The sequence below is a fragment of the Nocardiopsis sp. NPDC055551 genome, assembly GCF_053619415.1.
The window spans coordinates 190,086-205,232 of record NZ_JBSHJJ010000014.1 but is presented as its reverse complement, the minus strand read 5'-3'; the positions used below and the strand labels follow the sequence as shown (position 1 = coordinate 205,232).

At 65.7% G+C, this 15,147-nt stretch carries 14 protein-coding genes and 3 pseudogenes; 9 read left to right on the top strand and 8 right to left on the bottom strand.

Annotated elements, in window-relative coordinates; genetic code table 11:
- Nucleotides 1-134 precede the first annotated feature (134 nt).
- The 3 genes and pseudogenes from ACWGSK_RS24120 to ACWGSK_RS24110 form a co-directional block, all read right to left on the bottom strand.
- Nucleotides 135-662 carry a DJ-1/PfpI family protein gene (locus ACWGSK_RS24120; RefSeq protein ID WP_452456821.1) on the bottom strand — a complete coding sequence of 176 codons (528 nt, stop codon included), beginning with the start codon at nt 660-662 and terminating at the stop codon, nt 135-137.
- A 406-nt stretch (nt 663-1,068) separates the two neighbouring features.
- On the bottom strand, nt 1,069-2,217 hold the full coding sequence (locus tag ACWGSK_RS24115) for a glutathione-independent formaldehyde dehydrogenase (RefSeq protein ID WP_452456820.1): 1,149 nt from the start codon (nt 2,215-2,217) through the stop codon (nt 1,069-1,071).
- A 216-nt stretch (nt 2,218-2,433) separates the two neighbouring features.
- Nucleotides 2,434-2,862: pseudogene (locus ACWGSK_RS24110) on the bottom strand (ISAs1 family transposase); the annotation flags it as partial.
- A 314-nt stretch (nt 2,863-3,176) separates the two neighbouring features.
- Here ACWGSK_RS24110 and ACWGSK_RS24105 point away from each other — a divergent pair.
- Nucleotides 3,177-3,767 (top strand): hypothetical protein, encoded by a 591-nt coding sequence (locus tag ACWGSK_RS24105; protein ID WP_358516319.1) that lies wholly within the window; start codon nt 3,177-3,179, stop codon nt 3,765-3,767.
- 54 nt (nt 3,768-3,821) lie between these two features.
- On the opposite strand, the gene ACWGSK_RS24100 is transcribed toward ACWGSK_RS24105, so the two are convergent.
- From ACWGSK_RS24100 to ACWGSK_RS24085, 4 genes are all read right to left on the bottom strand, one after another.
- Entirely contained in the window at nt 3,822-5,012 is a 1,191-nt protein-coding gene (locus ACWGSK_RS24100; RefSeq protein ID WP_358516316.1) for a hypothetical protein, read from the bottom strand.
- Nucleotides 5,005-5,343, bottom strand: a complete 339-nt coding sequence (locus tag ACWGSK_RS24095; protein ID WP_452456819.1) for a helix-turn-helix domain-containing protein — start codon at nt 5,341-5,343, stop codon at nt 5,005-5,007. Before ACWGSK_RS24095 ends, ACWGSK_RS24100 begins: the two co-directional genes overlap by 8 nt.
- Entirely contained in the window at nt 5,340-6,485 is a 1,146-nt protein-coding gene (locus ACWGSK_RS24090) for a tyrosine-type recombinase/integrase (RefSeq protein WP_452456818.1), read from the bottom strand. The genes ACWGSK_RS24095 and ACWGSK_RS24090 overlap by 4 nt, the downstream gene beginning before the upstream one ends.
- A 259-nt stretch (nt 6,486-6,744) precedes the next feature.
- Entirely contained in the window at nt 6,745-7,704 is a 960-nt protein-coding gene (locus ACWGSK_RS24085; protein WP_087096645.1) for a tyrosine-type recombinase/integrase, read from the bottom strand.
- Nucleotides 7,705-8,014: 310 nt separating this feature from the next.
- On the opposite strand from ACWGSK_RS24085, the gene ACWGSK_RS24080 reads away from it, so the two are divergent.
- The 4 genes and pseudogenes from ACWGSK_RS24080 to ACWGSK_RS24065 all read left to right on the top strand — a co-directional run.
- Nucleotides 8,015-8,929 carry a helix-turn-helix domain-containing protein gene (locus ACWGSK_RS24080; protein ID WP_452456817.1) on the top strand — a complete coding sequence of 305 codons (915 nt, stop codon included), beginning with the start codon at nt 8,015-8,017 and terminating at the stop codon, nt 8,927-8,929.
- A 2-nt stretch (nt 8,930-8,931) separates the two neighbouring features.
- Nucleotides 8,932-9,180, top strand: coding sequence for a DUF397 domain-containing protein (locus ACWGSK_RS24075; RefSeq protein ID WP_452456816.1), 249 nt, complete (start codon nt 8,932-8,934; stop codon nt 9,178-9,180).
- A 106-nt stretch (nt 9,181-9,286) separates the two neighbouring features.
- Nucleotides 9,287-9,625: pseudogene (locus ACWGSK_RS24070) on the top strand (aminoglycoside phosphotransferase family protein); the annotation flags it as partial.
- Between the two features lie 162 nt (nt 9,626-9,787).
- A pseudogene (locus ACWGSK_RS24065) lies at nt 9,788-9,850 on the top strand (hypothetical protein); the annotation flags it as partial.
- A 195-nt stretch (nt 9,851-10,045) separates the two neighbouring features.
- Here the strand turns inward: ACWGSK_RS24065 and ACWGSK_RS24060 are convergent.
- Entirely contained in the window at nt 10,046-10,918 is an 873-nt protein-coding gene (locus tag ACWGSK_RS24060; RefSeq protein ID WP_358514990.1) for a LysR family transcriptional regulator, read from the bottom strand.
- 78 nt (nt 10,919-10,996) lie between these two features.
- Here ACWGSK_RS24060 and ACWGSK_RS24055 point away from each other — a divergent pair, with 78 nt between their 5' ends.
- The 4 genes from ACWGSK_RS24055 to ACWGSK_RS24040 all read left to right on the top strand — a co-directional run bounded on the left by ACWGSK_RS24055 (nt 10,997) and on the right by ACWGSK_RS24040 (nt 15,146).
- Nucleotides 10,997-11,941 carry a DMT family transporter gene (locus ACWGSK_RS24055; RefSeq protein ID WP_358514978.1) on the top strand — a complete coding sequence of 315 codons (945 nt, stop codon included), beginning with the start codon at nt 10,997-10,999 and terminating at the stop codon, nt 11,939-11,941.
- A gap of 796 nt (nt 11,942-12,737) precedes the next feature.
- Nucleotides 12,738-13,382, top strand: coding sequence for a hypothetical protein (locus ACWGSK_RS24050; protein ID WP_452456815.1), 645 nt, complete (start codon nt 12,738-12,740; stop codon nt 13,380-13,382).
- Nucleotides 13,382-13,693 carry a hypothetical protein gene (locus ACWGSK_RS24045; protein ID WP_358514972.1) on the top strand — a complete coding sequence of 104 codons (312 nt, stop codon included), beginning with the start codon at nt 13,382-13,384 and terminating at the stop codon, nt 13,691-13,693. Before ACWGSK_RS24050 ends, ACWGSK_RS24045 begins: the two co-directional genes overlap by 1 nt.
- Complete coding sequence (locus ACWGSK_RS24040; protein ID WP_452456814.1) at nt 13,686-15,146, top strand: pyridoxal phosphate-dependent decarboxylase family protein; 1,461 nt, start codon at nt 13,686-13,688, stop codon at nt 15,144-15,146. The genes ACWGSK_RS24045 and ACWGSK_RS24040 overlap by 8 nt, the downstream gene beginning before the upstream one ends.
- Nucleotide 15,147: the final 1 nt, after the last annotated feature.

The following is a 15,147-nucleotide window of genomic DNA, read 5'->3' as shown; positions in this document are numbered from 1 at the left end:
CTGCAGGAAGTCTTCGACCTCTTTCTCGTGGCCCGGTAGCGCCTCGATCCGGACGAGGAGCCCGACGGTCACCGATTCAGCCATGCTCTGGCCTCCTACTCAAACGGGTGCTGTTCAAAGCCGCGGCGGACAAGTCAGGCCGCCGTGCCGGGGTTGAGGACGACCTTGGTCCAGCCGTCTTCGCGGGCGTCGAAGTGCTTGTAGGCGTCCGGGGCTTTCTCCAGCGGCAGGTTGTGGGACACGATCCAGGAGGGGGTGACCTTGTCGGCGGCGATGAGGTTGCGCAGGTGGCGGTCGTAGCGCTTGATCGGGGCCTGCCCGGTGCCCATCTGCTGACCCTTGAACCAGAAGTTGCCGAAGTCGAAGCGGACCTTGCCCTGCTGGGACAGCTCGTCCGGCCCGCCCGGGTCCTGGGGGATGAACACCCCGACGGTGCCGATGCCGCCGGTGAACCGAACGGAGGAGACCAGCCGGTCGACGGTGAAGGTATCGCCCTTGTCGATGTCAGCGTTCATCGACTGGATCTCTCCGGTGTGGATCGACAGCAGCGTCACCTGCGCCCCGGCCTGCTCCACCGCCTCGCGGGGCTGGGTCAGTTCGACCTGCTCGACACCGTCAGTGGCCAAGATCGCGACCCGTCGGCCGCGCAGCTCTTCTGCCATGGGAATCGCGCCTCCTCATAGTGTGGGATAACCACAGAGTTGCCCGGTCAGGCCGGGTCGAAACCACCCGCCGAGGGCGGTTAGCGCGGATCGACGGGCCGTGCAGGCGTGGCCGCGTGCCCACGGTGTTCACCCCATCGAGCACGAGCCCAAGGCGGGTGGGGTCAAGGGCTGTGCGGCCGGACGAGGGGGACTCTGACCGCTGTCGGTGAGCCGGGCCGACGCTGCGTCTCGGGCGATCACCGCCACACGGTCGCGCCGCGAGTGCCGTAAGCCGATCCCCAGCTGAGACGGCTACCACCGTTAGAACCTAAGCTCCTTCGGGCCCGCGTGGTGTCGGCTCCGTGGTCGACGGGCCCTGACGGACCCACCGACCCACGGACCCACGGGCCGACAGCGGCGCCGCTCACGCCATGGCGGGCTTGAGTACCACCTTGGTCCAGCCGTCCTCGCGGTTGTCGAAGTGCTCGTAGGCCTCCGGCGCCCTCTGCAACGGCAAGTCGTGGGAGACGATGAAGGACGGCTTCGCGCGGTCCTGGTGGATCATGTCGCGCAGCTGCCGGTTGTAGGCCTTCACCGGCGCCTGGCCGGTACCGATCTTCTGGCCCTGGAACCAGAACGTCCCCATCTCGAAGTCGAGCCGGCCGTTGCGGGCCATCTCGTCCGACGCTCCGGGGTCGGAGGGCAGGAAGATGCCTACGACGCCGATGCCGCCGGTGAACTTCACCGACTTGACCAGGTTGTTCATGGTCATCTCGGGGTGCTCGACACCGAGATGGTCGTGGGCCTGGTAGCCGACGCACTCGCAGCCGCAGTCCGCGCGGCGGCCGTCGGTGAGGTTGAGGATCTGCTCGACCGGGTCGCCCTTGGAGTCGTCGACGGGGATCGCCCCCATCCTCTCCACGAGGCGCAGCCGGTCGGGGTGGCGGTCGACCACCATCACCTGGGACGCCCCTTGGAGCAGCGCGGAGTAGGCCGCCATCAGGCCGACCGGACCCGCGCCGTAGACGACGCAGGACTCCCCCGGCTTGAGCCCGGCCAGGCGGGTGGCGTGCCAGCCGGTGGGGAAGATGTCGGCGACCATCACGTAGTCGTCCTCCTTCTCCTCCGCGTCCTCGGGCAGCCGCAGGCAGTTGAAGTCCCCGAACGGCACGCGCAGGTACTCGGCCTGCCCGCCGGAGTAGGGGCCCATCCCGGCGAAGCCGTAGGCGGCCCCGGCCATGTCGGAGTCGGGGTTCGCGGTCAGGCAGTAGGAGGGCATGCCGCTCTCACAGTTGCGGCAGAACCCGCAGCCGATGTTGAAGGGCAGGCACACGTGATCGCCGACCTTGACGCGCTCGACGCCGTCACCGATCTCGGTGACCACGCCCAGGTTCTCGTGTCCGAGGACCTTGCCGGGCTCCAGGTCGGTGCGTCCTTCGTACATGTGCAGGTCGGAACCGCAGATGTTGGTGGCGGTGATGCGCACGAGCACGTCGGTGGGACGCTCGATCCTGGCGTCCGGCACCTCTTTGACGGATACGTCGCGGGATCCGTTGTACACAAGAGCCTTCATGATCTTCTCCAAGAATGGGTGTGGGACGGAATCGGGCTGGCGGGGCTGCCTGCCCCTGCTTCGGACCCTGCTCTCCTAGCACCAGGACGAAACAGCATTACGCGCGTGGTTCGGACAAAACACGTCAAGGTTCAGTGACTGACCGCCACAAGAGCCCGGACACCGGGTCCACCACAGGGCTGTTGCAAAGTCGGATGAGGGCTGCACCCGTGCTGGTCAGGGGATCTGGAGAAGCTCGAGAGGGCGCGTGAAGGTCTCGTAGGACACCCACCGCGTGGCCTCGGGGATGCCGCTCATCCCCAACTCGCTCAGCAGCGGGATCGCCAGATTGCGCAGCATCGCCATGTTCTGCGGTCCGTGCCCGCACCGCACCCGCGAGGCGTCCTCACCAAAGCTCACGTCCCGCACATGGTGCAGCACCTCGATCCGCCAATGGCCCCGCACCAGGCCCGCCAACCGGGCAGCATCGGCCCGCTCAGCGGGCAAACTCGTCACGACATAGGCGTAGGTGCGCCGCACATCACCGGTGGCCAACTCTTTGACCCACCGGTGTACCCGCAGCACCTGCGCCACGTGCGGGAAAGTGATCCGGGGTGCGGTAACGACCTTGACCGTGCGCCTTTCGGCCCGTCCGTGCCCGCGCTCGGTCTCGGCCCGGTTCTCCCGAAGCTACGGCGAGGGGCAAAGTAACCCGTGAGTAGCTTCGGGAGCGGTCTGAGGTCGGGTCGCCCGGGGGAATCTCACCCCCGGGCGACCCGACCTGAGGTCACAGATGGGGGTCGGACTGGCAGGAGTCGTTGATCCAGTGATCTGAATTCTCCGCGACTCTCGCCGTGCTGATCACTGTGCGTAGCTGCCAGGGGTATCGCTGAGCGCTAGTGTGTTGGCGTAGCGGACTCGAGTCACCTGAACCGAGTCACTCCATGCTTCGCGCAACTCCGATCCCCCAGGGCGTACACATGCTGCTGAACATTCTGGTGGCTTGCCTCACCGCAGCCGCGACCATCGCCGCCGTCCTAGCGGCTCGCCTGGAGTGGCGGGTGCAGCCGCAACATACTTGGTTGGTGCGCCATTCCAGGGAGTTGAATCCATCCCTCAAGGATCCGAGTGCGAAACATATGTTGAAGCCAAGTGATGAGCACACAGACCACGTCTCTGTCTTCTGCGAAGGAGACGCTATCGTCCATGATGTGTCGGTGGAGTTCGTGGGCTGCACACCCATGACGCCTTGGCAGGAACGATGGAGAAGCGTCATGACCGGGGGCGCCGATCCGGTTAAAGCTGCAGTTAGGGTTCCTGCTCAGGAACAAGGAGACGCCTGGGTCGAGATCCAGTGGACTACACTCCGGCCGCTTCGTCGACACGGCTGGCGGCAAAGCATGAGGCCGAACCTTCGCTACCAGCGATGGTCCTGGAAGTTTTCATCCCTGCGCCTACAAAAGCGTCACGAGGAAAGCCTGTTCGGTTATCGATGGGTGCGAACAAAAGGCGCTTGGAAGGACGTCAAGGACCATCCTCTGCATAAAATTCCCCGCAGTGAACCTCACTAAGAGTATTATTTTCTGGGGTGCAAGACAGCCTCCAACGCGAAATGTCTCCTAAGGCTATGCGTAGTCGCTGGGGGCGTAGCGGTTCCAGGTCCCGCCAGCCTGGGCAACGACTCGGGTGGTGGTCTTGTCGTGGAACCCCAGCGCTCGAGCGATGACCGGTGCGGGGGCCTGGAGCACGAGTTGGCGCAGTGCGGAGGAGCGCACCGCTGTTCCGGGGATGCCGATGTCGCGGATCAGGTCGGCGAGGCTGTGCGGGTGAAGAGGGCGCCCTGCCCGAGTACCCGGGAAAAGCCAGGAAACGCCGCCGTTCGCGGTGTTGATGTTGGCTCGCTCCGCTGCGGCCCGCAGCAGCAGGTCAGCGAACGGTTCGGGGACCGGAGTCGGTGGGTCTCCGAGGCGAATGAGCACCTGGCCGTCGGTGTCCTTGGTGATGTCGTCGGTGGTCAGCAGGACAATGCGGCTCGCGGGTTGAGCGAAGAGCAGCATCAGGCAGGCCGCTGCCCGGGAGCGCAAGGGGCCTGCCTTCTCGTCCAGGACCCGGCGTAGGAGTTCGAGCCGTCGATGCTGGGTGAGCCGTTGGCCTTCGGTGATCGCCAGCCGGGGGAAGGTCAGCTTCGCGGGGGTGCGGCTGGTGTCGCGCGCCCAGGTCAGGAAGGCCCTCAAAGCGCGTTGTTGGTGCAGGGGGTGTGTGACGTGCCAACGGTCGATCTCAGCCTGACCCACCACTCCCAGAGCCAGATCCTGCTCATCCAGCCAGATGAGGAACTCGTGGGCTCGGTTGAACTGCTGCGCTGCGTGCATCCCAGTGCTGGGGGTCAAGGGCCGGCGCTCGGCTCGTGCGCGGAGCTTGGGCATCTGGTGCCAGGTCGCGAACTGCTCTAGGAGCGGAAGGTGCGACTGGCCGTGGAGCTCGCTGAAGCGGCGGTGCAGCCAGCTCTCGTAGTGCAGCAGGTACTTGTCGGCCCGGGGCAGGAGAGCGCAGGCCATGAGCAGGTCGCGCAGGTGTGCGGCGGCCCGCCACTCGGGGTGTTCGCGGAAAGCCCGATGGGTGAGTGGCAGGCTGCCCTCCGCCAGCTCGCGCAGGAGCAGGCGGGCTTTGGGGCCACGGATCCAGGCTGAGGCGCTCCGGTGCCGGGGCATGGCCAGGATCGCTTCCCGCAGCGGCTCCAACTGCGGATTCGGCCGCCCGGTGCCGTCGTCCAAGAGCGCGTCCACCTTCTCGGCCAGGGTGCAGGGTCTACCCACCGTTCGGATCGATCCGGGCGCGCTTGGGCCGCAGCGGAACGACTCCGTCGGCCGAGCCCGCCGTTTCGCCGGTGGCGGTGCGCCGCGGGGCGGCGTTCTCGGCCCGGGTGGCGATGAGGTCGGCGGGGGTGCACTCGAAGATGTCGCAGAGCGCGGCCAGGACCGGCAGGGAAAGCCGTTCGGGGCTCTGGGTGACTAGGCGCCAGACCTGGACCGAGGACAACGCGATGCCGCGTTCGGCCAAAGGGCGGGAGAGGTCGGTGGCGGTGAACATGCCGTGTTCGGCCATGACCTCCCGCAACCGCCATTGGTAGCTGACCTGCCGCTTCATCGCTTCGTCCTTCCGGTGTCCAGGGCCGCCTTCATCGTGGCATCCATCGCCTTGCGCAGGGTCCGGGTGCGAAAGTCCGAGGAGACGCAGGTATAGAGGGAGGTGGTGGAGGCGTGTTCGTGGCCGACCTGTTCTTGGACGAACCGGGGGTCCCAGCCGTCCTCGATCAGGTGCGTGACATAGGAGCGCCGCAGTGAGTGCAGGTCCAGGCCCGGGTCGAGGCCGATCGCGTCACGGTAGGCGGCGAAGCGGGTGTTCATCTGCGAGAACCCGATGCGGGGCCCGCGCTCGGAGGGCCACAGCGCCGGGGAGTCGGCGTGGGTGCAGGCCGGGCGGGCTTCCTCGACCCACTGGTCCAGCACGTCCACGATCCAGTCCATCCCGCCGATCCCCTCGCGCGGGCCGACGGTCAAGACGCTGCGGCGCTTGGGCGGTGAACCCTTCATGGCCTTGCCCCAGCGCACGTAGCAAACGCCGTAGCCGCCGAACTCGCGGGCGTGGGGGTTGGGGCCGAAGTCGGCCAGGTCGAGCATGCGCACCTCGCGGCGGCGGAGCCCGTAGGCGTAGGCGGTCTTGAACAGGGTGGCGTCGCGGAAGGCGGGCAGCCAGCCCTTGCGGCCGGCCCCGCGCACCCGGTGGACCTGGTCGTCGGCGTGGTCGAAGAAGGCCAGGAGTTCAGCGCGGGTGAAGGCCCTCTTGGAGGGGTCGGCTTCGGATTCTTGCAGGTGGTGGGCGGTGTTCCACTCGTGGCAGACCTGGACGGGGTGGGTGCCGAACCTCTTCTCGCACTCGGCGGCCCAGTCGTAGGCGGGGTCGGTGAGGAAGGCGCAGAAGGAGCGGACGGCCTCGGCGTAGTTGCGCAGGGTGGACTGTTTCAGGTGGCGGACGGCTCGCAGGTCCCCGAGCCACTCGTCGACCATCTGCGCAGACCACTGCCAGGGGAAGGCGTCAGCGTGGCGGGTGAACGCCTGCACCGCGTTGTGGCGACCCTCGATCGTGGACAGGGCCAGGTTGCGGGCCATCTGCTGATTGCGCCAGCCTTCCAGCATCGCCTCGGCGACCTGTTCCTCGGGGCGCAGCAGCGTGGTCCCACCGACCAGATGCAGCCCCGCCGCCCCTGGCACCGTGCCGTTTCGGGTCACGCTCCGCCACCTTCCACCGATTACATCAAACGAAAGGATCTTTCATCAGAAGTAATCGGTTGGCAAATTCGCAGGTGAGAACGGGGTTCCTGGAGCCTCAGGCGGGCGCTAGTCTGGCGGTCCTCCTCCTGGAGCAGCGCGGGAAGCCCTCCAGGTCAGCGTGTTTCGCCGGATGTGTCGGGTGGTCGGTGACTTCACCTGATGAAATAGCGGTTCCTTAGAGGATTACTACAGGATTTAGCGGTAGGCCTCCGGCCGCTCACCGGTCGATGGTGAGCGCCTCCAGGGCTGTGGCTTTGTCGGCTTCGGTGGGTAGGGCATAGCGGCGGGTGGTGTTGATGTCGGCGTGCCCCATCAGTTCGGCGACCGTCACCAGGTCCACCGGATCGCGCGCCAGATCGCCGCGGCCGCGCACCAGGTCGGTGCCGAAGGTGTGGCGCAGCACGTGCGGTCCGAACGCCTCGCCGTCATCGTCCGGCCCGATCCCCGCCGCCGCGCCCAGCGCGGTGACCGCCGCGGCGGCCGCCCGGGTCGACAACCGCCCCCCGTCGCGGTTGCGCACCAGCGGCCCCGCGCCGGGGCGGCCGAGCTCGTCCAACAGCCGCTCCAGCGAGGAGCGCACCTCGGAGTGCAGCGGCACCGTGCGGTCCTTGCCGCCCAGGCGTCCCTTGCCGCGCACCCGCACCGTGCCCTTGCGCGCCGACAGCCGCAGATCGGCCACGTCCAGGGCGACGATCTCGGCGACCCGCAGCCCGGCGTAGTAGGCCAGGTGGCAGATCACCCGGTCGCGCACCGAGGCGTCCCGGGCCACGGTGCGCAGGAACCGCAGCTTGGCCCGCCCATCCAGAGCCCGTGGGGCGCTGGGACGGGCCAAGTGCTCGCGCACCACCTCGGGGCGCCCTGAACCGCGCAGGGCGAAGAAGGCATCCAGCGCGGCCAGGCGGTTGTTGATCGTGGCCGCCGACAGGCGAGCGCCCGCGCGGGTGCGGGTGTTCTTCAGGGTGCGCCGCCAGTCGCGCACCGCCCAGTCCCGCGCGGTCGCATCGGTGAGCGGGTCGCCGTCCAGCGCGCCGGCCTCGCGCGCGTCGGCGAGCCAGGCCAGGAAGTAGCCGACGTTGCGCCGGTACTTGTCGCGGGTGGCCGCGCCCAGGTCGGTCGCCGAGGCCAGTCTCTCGGCGAAGGCCGCGCGTTCGGCGTCCAGGTCGCCGGGCAGCGCCACGGTTCGGCGCGGCCGCCCGGTGTGTGTTTCCAGAAGTCGAATCAGTAGCCTGTTCAGCGGAGGAAGCTGTGTTTCCAGAAGTCACCCGGCCAGTCTAATTCCGGGAACACTAGTTTCCAGAAGTACGACACCCGCTGCGAACGTCGACTAAGTTACTCGCGGGTTACTTGTCCTGTTGCCGGGCCTTCGGGAGAACTGGGCCTCCTTGCAGAGAGGAGGCGGCACCAGGTAGAGGTGCTCGACTGACTCCAGTATCCATGTGTTCAGACACAATAACAAGCTACTATTGTGTTTGAACTAAAATAATTCCGTGTCCTTGTGCGCCACTACGATCGAGGCACGAACTCACAGCGTGGAGGGGGTTTTCGTGACTGGTGGGCACTCGCCCGGAGTGCGACGGCGACGGCTGTCGGCCGCGCTCAAGCGACTCAGAGCCGGGAGCGGGCTGTCCGCTGCCGAGGCGACGAAGCGGTTGGGCTGGTCCTCGGCGACCAAGCTGACCAGAGCCGAACGCAACGAGTGGAAGTTCCCCAAGCGCGACGAGGTCGAGGCCCTGCTGGACCTCTACGGGGTGGAGGGTGATGACCGCACGCATCTTCTCAGTCTGACCGAGGAGGCTCGCGGGCGCAGTGATTGGCACAAATACGCTGACCTTTTCACAGGACCCCTGCCTGACCTGGAGGCCGAGGCCGTCCGAATCCGGACATACGAGGTTGTGCTGATCCCCGGCCTGTTGCAGACCCCGGAATATGCGGCAGCGATCTCCTTGGCCAGCCAAGTGGTTCCACCTGATCAGATCGAGCGCAAAGTTGAGTCACGTATGGCTCGCCGTGCGGTGCTGGACCTCCCCCAAGGGCCGCAGCTGACAGCAGTAATTGACGAACCTGCACTGCGTAAGGTCACGGGGTCGCACGCCATCATGGCTGAACAGCTGCGCTTCTTGATCGGTATGGCAGCGCACTACAAGGTGACGCTCCTGGTACTCCCTGATGAAGCAGGAGCCCACCCCGCCGTCGATGGAGCCTTCACCCTTTTTGATTTCCCTAGGCCAGAGCCGGGCATAGTCTCGATTCCCACCGTTGTGGAGGCGCTGTACGTTGAAGACGCAGACTACTTCGACAAACACGCGCTGATCTTCGACGCCGCCCAGAACCTGGCGCTGGACCCACAGAGGTCGCTAGACCTGATCGGTTCCATCGCCGCCGAGCACGACAAGCGAGCCTGAACATGTTGCTGGAGTTCCGCAAGTCCTCCTACTCCACCAGCGGTGACAACTGCGTGGAGATCGCACCCGTCCTCAACTTCCAGAAGTCCTCTTACTCCTCCGGTGGGGACAACTGTGTAGAGGTCGCGGAGCTGCCCACGGGTGCCGCCATTCGTGACTCCAAGTACCCCGAACTGGGTTTCCTCCCTGTCGGGGCCGGTGAGTGGGCCTCTTTCACCCGTCTGATCGCCGCCGAAGCTCCCGACGCCTGATCCTGACCGCCTCCCGGTGGTGGGCCGTTCCCCGGCCCGCCACCGATCGGCAACACAGCGCCCGATCCGGCATTCCCCCAGTTCCGGGGCGTGGCATGATCGGCCGATGACCGACTTCCTCACCCAAGAACAGCTCGCCCGCCGTACCTCCGCCGCTGTGCAGGCCGCAGTCGGGGCCGGACGCGACCTCGGGCTCACGGTGACCGAACCTCGACTCCTCCACGACTTGTTCTCCGTGGTCGTGCACCTGGCGCCCTCCCCCGTCGTGGCCCGGATCCCCACCGTCCTGCCGGAATCCACGAGCCTGGAATCCCTGGCCGCACGCCAACGCGCGGAACTGGACGTGACCCGGTGGCTGGAGGAACAGGACGTCCCCGTGCTCCCACCCAGCCCCCTCGTGCCACGCCGACCCGTCCAGCGGGACGGGTTTTCGATGACTTGGTTCGCCCCCCCATCGACGTCGACTCCGTCGGCGCGTACCGCGACGCGGAGGGCAGGCTCCACGCCGTCAGCCTGAACTGCACCCACATGGGCTGCCGGCTGGCCCGGAACGCGGCGGAGACCAGCTGGGACTTGCCCCTGCCACGGTTCCCGGTACGACACCCACGGCAGCATCCTCAACGGCCCGGCGGTCGCGCCCCTGCCCACCGTCGACCTCGACGACGCCTGACCCCACCACCGGACCCGGCGGCGAGGGGCGGGTCGGACCGGACACCCGCAGGAGCCCGGGTGCCCGCCGGAAGCGCGACCGACGCGACCAGCCGTGGTCCGACCGCGGGCATCACCGGAACGGGAACCGCGCCACTCCCCGACCCGCTGGGCTCGGACACCACTCGGGAGAAGCGCCTGGACTGTTCCCGCCGGATCAGTCCACCAAGCACGCTTTGAGGGCCTGGAGAGCCAACGAGGCGGTCTGGGACCTCTCCAGAAGCAGGATGTCGCGATGCAGTTCGGTGTCGAGTCGCCCGTAGGTGATTCTCGGATCGCTGCTGTCAGCCGGGATCGGCACGCACGCGACGGCCAGGCCCTCTCGCACCAGCGCGAGCTGGGTCAGATGGTCGGCGACATGGAACGACACGTCGAGCTCGACGCCGTGCCGACGTGCGACCTGCTCGATGGCGGTGTGGGCGTCCGAGCCCTGGGCGCAGGTCGCCCAGCGCTCTCCGGCCAGGTCACGAATACTGAGAGGGTCGTGGGACCGCAGAGAATGGTCGCCCGGCATCGCGATGAACAGGGCTTCTCGTGCGATCTGTTCTGCGACCACACTCGTCGGCAACCGCAGAGGGGAAGCGCTCCAGGACTCGGCGAGCACGAGATCGACGGCCCCGGCCGCGAGGCGGGCGAGATGATCGGTGGTCTCCCCGTCCTCGACGGAGACCCGCACGCGGGGGTACTCACGGTGAAACGCGGCCAGCTTGGAGCCGAGCACGCTTCGGATGGCGGAGGCGATCGCCGCGACACGCAGATGACCGACGTAGGTCTCGTCGCGGTGAAGATCGTTCTCCGCCTGCTGCATGGCATCGGCCACCTGCCGGGCGTACCCGGCGAGCACCTCGCCCTTCGTGGTGAGGCGGAGGCCGCGCCCGTCCGGCACCACGATCTTCGTCCTCGCCTCGGCCTCGATGCGCCGCAACTGCTGTGACACAGCGGGACCGCTCATGTGCAGTACCGTCGCGGCCCGGGTCACCGACCCAGTCCGGGCCACGGCGTCCAGTACGCGGAGACGGTCCCATCCCATAGTCATAAGGAATTCTTAACATAAATGAGCAGAACTATGAAGTAGTGCTGACTCCGGGTGTGAACCTACCGTCGAGTCATGTCTTCTGTCGCTCCACGCTCTCCATCCCACACTGGTCGGACGGTAAGGAAAGACGGCCCCGTCGTCGCGTCGTCTCTGGTCCTGGCTGGAGCGCTCTGCCTTTCGGTTTCGGCGATCCTGGTGAAACTGGCCGGCGTCGACGCCGCCACGACCGCAGTGGCACGGTGTGCGATCGCCGTGGTCGTGCTGATCCCCCTGGCACTTCGGGAACGGGCGCGGGCCGGGGCCCTGTCACGCGGCGGTGTGCTGTGGTCCCTCGCCGCCGGGGCTGCGCTGGGCATTGACTACGCCGCCTGGACCGCCTCGATCTACCACGTCGGCGCGGGGATCAGCACCGTCCTCATCAACGTACAAGTCGTGGTCCTGCCCGCGCTGGCCTTCCTCATCGACCGGGAGAGGGTCACGACGCGCTTCATCATCACTCTCCCGCTGATGCTCATCGGGATCAGCCTGGTCGGCGGGCTGTGGAACGCTTCCCTCCGGGGTCCGGACACGAGTACCGGTGTGCTGCTGGGTGTCATCGCGGGTTGTGGCTACGGCGTGTACCTGTTCATCACCCGCCGAGCGACACGACGCGACCCGGGCCTGTTCGTTCAACCGCTGACATGGGCGTCGGCCTCCGCCGCGGCCGCCACCGTCATGGTCTCGCCCCTCTCCGGCGGCATCCAGCTGAGCGGGATCTCAGTCCGGTCGTGGGTGCTGCTCGGGCTCCTGGCGGTACTCGGCCAGGTGGTCGCGTGGTTGTTCATCCACCACGGCAGTGTCTTGTTGCCGTTGACGACGACCGGTGGACTGCTGTTGATCCAGCCGATCCTCGCACTCGGCCTGTCCGCGCTGATCTTGGGTGAGCATCCCACGTTCCTGCAGTTGGTGGGAGCCGCAGTCGTGGTCACCGGTGTCGCTATAGCAAACGGCCTGCTGTTTCGAAACCGCACGCACTAGACCGTTGATGGAATTTTGGTGGAACTCCCACGTGCGCGGCGAAGGGCGTCGAGGACCCAGAGGGCGGCCCATGGCCTTGACGTCCTTTCAACAGTGCCGTTTCCGCGAAACCCGGTACACGACAGGCCGGGAGGATGAGGCATGCCAGCATCGCAAAAGTCCCCGATAAGCTGCGCAAACCTACCCCCGCCTGACGGTGAAGGCCCCCAGGGGTCGTCTGAACCCAAATATTTCACTGGGGTTTGCTGCATCTAAGTCGCGACTCCAGAGAGACGGTAAGCTCAACTTACCATTACTGTTCAACGCTTATAAGTTTCCCCAAGGAGACGGTCTGCGTATGGTGAGAACATGAACACCCCAATCATCACCGGAACACAGAGAAAAATAGCGGATTCAACCAATGGCACCAATACTCGAATTTTCGAGTAAAGGTTTTCTGCCGACTCGGCCAACCCTCTCGCCGAGTGATTCCCCATGCTGACGAGCACTGTTCACCGAACTTGATTTGCCCTGATCAATCACGACCGAGTATTCCATCGGGATTGTCGACAATATATCAATAAAAATCCCGAGGTCATGCGGTCAGTCCGGCATAAGACTGTCAGGAGAGCGAACAATCAGCAGCAACACCGACCTTGGCCTGTTAACGTCGATCACCCTTCAACCTGACGGGAGGGCGCCAGGATCGAAACGCGAGATAGCTGACAGCACTGACTACGACAACTATTTCCGCATCCGTCGCGAGGCCGACCCGGAGAGGTGGTCCAGTGCGGCCCGGAAGGTCGCCAAGGAGGTCGTGGAAGACCTGCCTTCCAGCAGTCTTGACGAGGCGACTCAACGCGATCTCCTGACAGGGATCTCCACACTCCTCCTGTCAGCATCCCGGTGGTCGGAAAGATCGGATACTGCCGGGGGCACGGAGTCGACCCAGGTTCCAGCTCGTGAGATCCGGGTGTCGGTCACCCGCTGGAAGGTCGGCCACCACCTATTCCATCTTCTATTATCGATCATGAACAGGCACAGTGACGATGCACTCGCCGCGCTGCGTGAGGAAGATTGGCATCCAGCCACATCGAACATTGACGACCTGACCTCCCTCCTCGACTCGGCCACAGCCGCAATGCACTACGCCTCAGACTTTCCGCGTGAAAGCTACGAAGGCATCATTCGGCCCAGCATGGAACCGCCCTGGATGCCGTCTGGGTTCTCAGGAATATTCAACCAGGATCACCAGGTATTCGAAAGCAACCTCAAAGAACTGCGGAAAGCCGGCAAGTCCCCGAATATGACGGGCGAGTGCCGGTCGGCGCTGAAACAGCTGTGGCGAGCACAGTCGAAGAACCGACGCGACCACCGGAATATCTGCGAGAAGTTCGTGCCTGGCGGTGATTCGATCCTCCAGCAGCACTTCGCCAACAACAACGAAAAGGATAGCGACTGATGCCCGTCACCGTGATCGAACACTGGCACCTGAACGAAGAATCCTCTCGCAACGCTTTTTCTGTCATGCAGGAGATGGACGATCTGGTCGAGGACAACGCACACGCGGCCCCCGGATGGGACGGCCATGCACGTTTCTTCCAGTTGGAGGACGACACGTCCCACGTACTGATGATCTACAACTGGGGTTCGAAAGAGGAGGCCGAGGCCATGCTTGAGTCCGAGAAGGACCTTCTCGCCGATTTCATCAGGACCCGTTGCACCCGAGACCGGGAGATCGAGTTCGCCGAGGAGCTCCCCGTCGATGTCTAAACGAGGAGAGCCAGTCGACGTCGGCGACTGGCCGGCGAGGAAGTTCCGCGAACACGGCGAGTTCCTGCTGGAGGAGCTCGAACGATGGTTCGTCGATCTCCGCTCCCAGTCCGTGCGCCCCCCGCCGCGCGAAGCCCGCGACGTACTCGAGGACTTCGGATCGCTGGCCCCGAAGGATCCCGAGCCGTTCGACCACGTCGTCACGGACACCATCGATCGCGTGTTCAAGGGCTCGGTCCTGTGGAACCACCCCCGTCACCATGCCTACTTCAGCAATAGTTCGAGCGCTCCCGCCATCCTCGCGGAGGCGTGCACGGCGGCGCTGAACACCAACGTCATGGTCTGGGACGCTGCTCCGGCGGCAGCGGCTGTGGAACGGCAGGTTCTACGGTGGCTCGCCTCCCTCGCCGCGCTCGACTGGCCGGATCCTGACTCCGTGCTCGTCGACGGAGCGTCGCAGGCGACGCTGTACGCACTGGCAGCGGCCCGTGAACACCTGTGTGAGCATGATTTTCGAACCCTGGGCGCGACCGCCGGCCCGGTGTTGCGGGTCTACTGCTCCGAGCAGACGCACAGTTCGGCCGACAAGGCGGCGATCACGCTCGGCATCGGGCTGGCCAACGTCGTGCGCGTGTCCGACCAGGACGGCCTGCTCGATCCGGTGGCGCTGGAGGAGCAGATCCGGTCAGACCGCGCACAGGGGATGATGCCGCTCGCTGTTGTGGCGACCGTGGGAACCACGAGCACAGCGGGGCTCGATCCCCTCGGCAGAATCGCTGAGGTCTCAGCGCGCCTCGGAACTTGGCTGCACGTCGACGCCGCGTTCGGAGGGCTCTGGCGGGCGAGCTCCGAGTTGGCAGCCGTGATCCCTTCACTCGAAGGCGCAGACTCGGTCGTCATCAACCCGCACAAGGTCCTCTTCTGTCCCATGGAAGCGAGTGCGCTCTACTGCCGCCATCCGGGGGCACTCGTCAAAACGTTCTCACTGGTCCCGGAGTACCTGCGGACCGACACCGGCGACGACCGCCTGGACTACATGAACTACTCGACACAGTTGGGTAGGCAGTTCCGTGCGCTCAAGGTCTGGTGGATCATTCGCTGCTTCGGCACGCGGGGCATCTCCGCACGACTTGACCACACCGTCAAGATCACCCGCCACCTCGAACGGTGCGTGGAGGCGGACCCGGTATGGGAGGTCGTGGCACCGACGCCGCTGCCGCTGATATGCATACGGCCGAGCGGCATCGGTGGCTCCGACGAGGAATCCGACCGCGTGTGCAAGGCAGTCCACGACCGGATCAACCGGAACGGCCACAGCGCCGTGTCACATGCCAGGGTGAACGGCCGATACGTCATCCGCATTTCAGTCGGAAACATCCACACTGAATGGCGTGATCTTGAATACCTGTGGCAGCAGATCACCACGTCCACCACTGCGGCGTTAAGGGGATGAG

Coding starts and splice junctions, on each gene's coding strand:
- ACWGSK_RS24120 (WP_452456821.1), bottom strand. CDS start 662: ATGGCAGAAGAGCTGCGCGGCCGACGGGTCGCGATCTTGGCCACTGAC.
- ACWGSK_RS24115 (WP_452456820.1), bottom strand. CDS start 2,217: ATGAAGGCTCTTGTGTACAACGGATCCCGCGACGTATCCGTCAAAGAG.
- ACWGSK_RS24105 (WP_358516319.1), top strand. CDS start 3,177: ATGCTGCTGAACATTCTGGTGGCTTGCCTCACCGCAGCCGCGACCATC.
- ACWGSK_RS24095 (WP_452456819.1), bottom strand. CDS start 5,343: ATGAAGCGGCAGGTCAGCTACCAATGGCGGTTGCGGGAGGTCATGGCC.
- ACWGSK_RS24075 (WP_452456816.1), top strand. CDS start 8,932: ATGTTGCTGGAGTTCCGCAAGTCCTCCTACTCCACCAGCGGTGACAAC.
- ACWGSK_RS24060 (WP_358514990.1), bottom strand. CDS start 10,918: ATGGGATGGGACCGTCTCCGCGTACTGGACGCCGTGGCCCGGACTGGG.
- ACWGSK_RS24055 (WP_358514978.1), top strand. CDS start 10,997: ATGTCTTCTGTCGCTCCACGCTCTCCATCCCACACTGGTCGGACGGTA.
- ACWGSK_RS24045 (WP_358514972.1), top strand. CDS start 13,382: ATGCCCGTCACCGTGATCGAACACTGGCACCTGAACGAAGAATCCTCT.
- ACWGSK_RS24040 (WP_452456814.1), top strand. CDS start 13,686: ATGTCTAAACGAGGAGAGCCAGTCGACGTCGGCGACTGGCCGGCGAGG.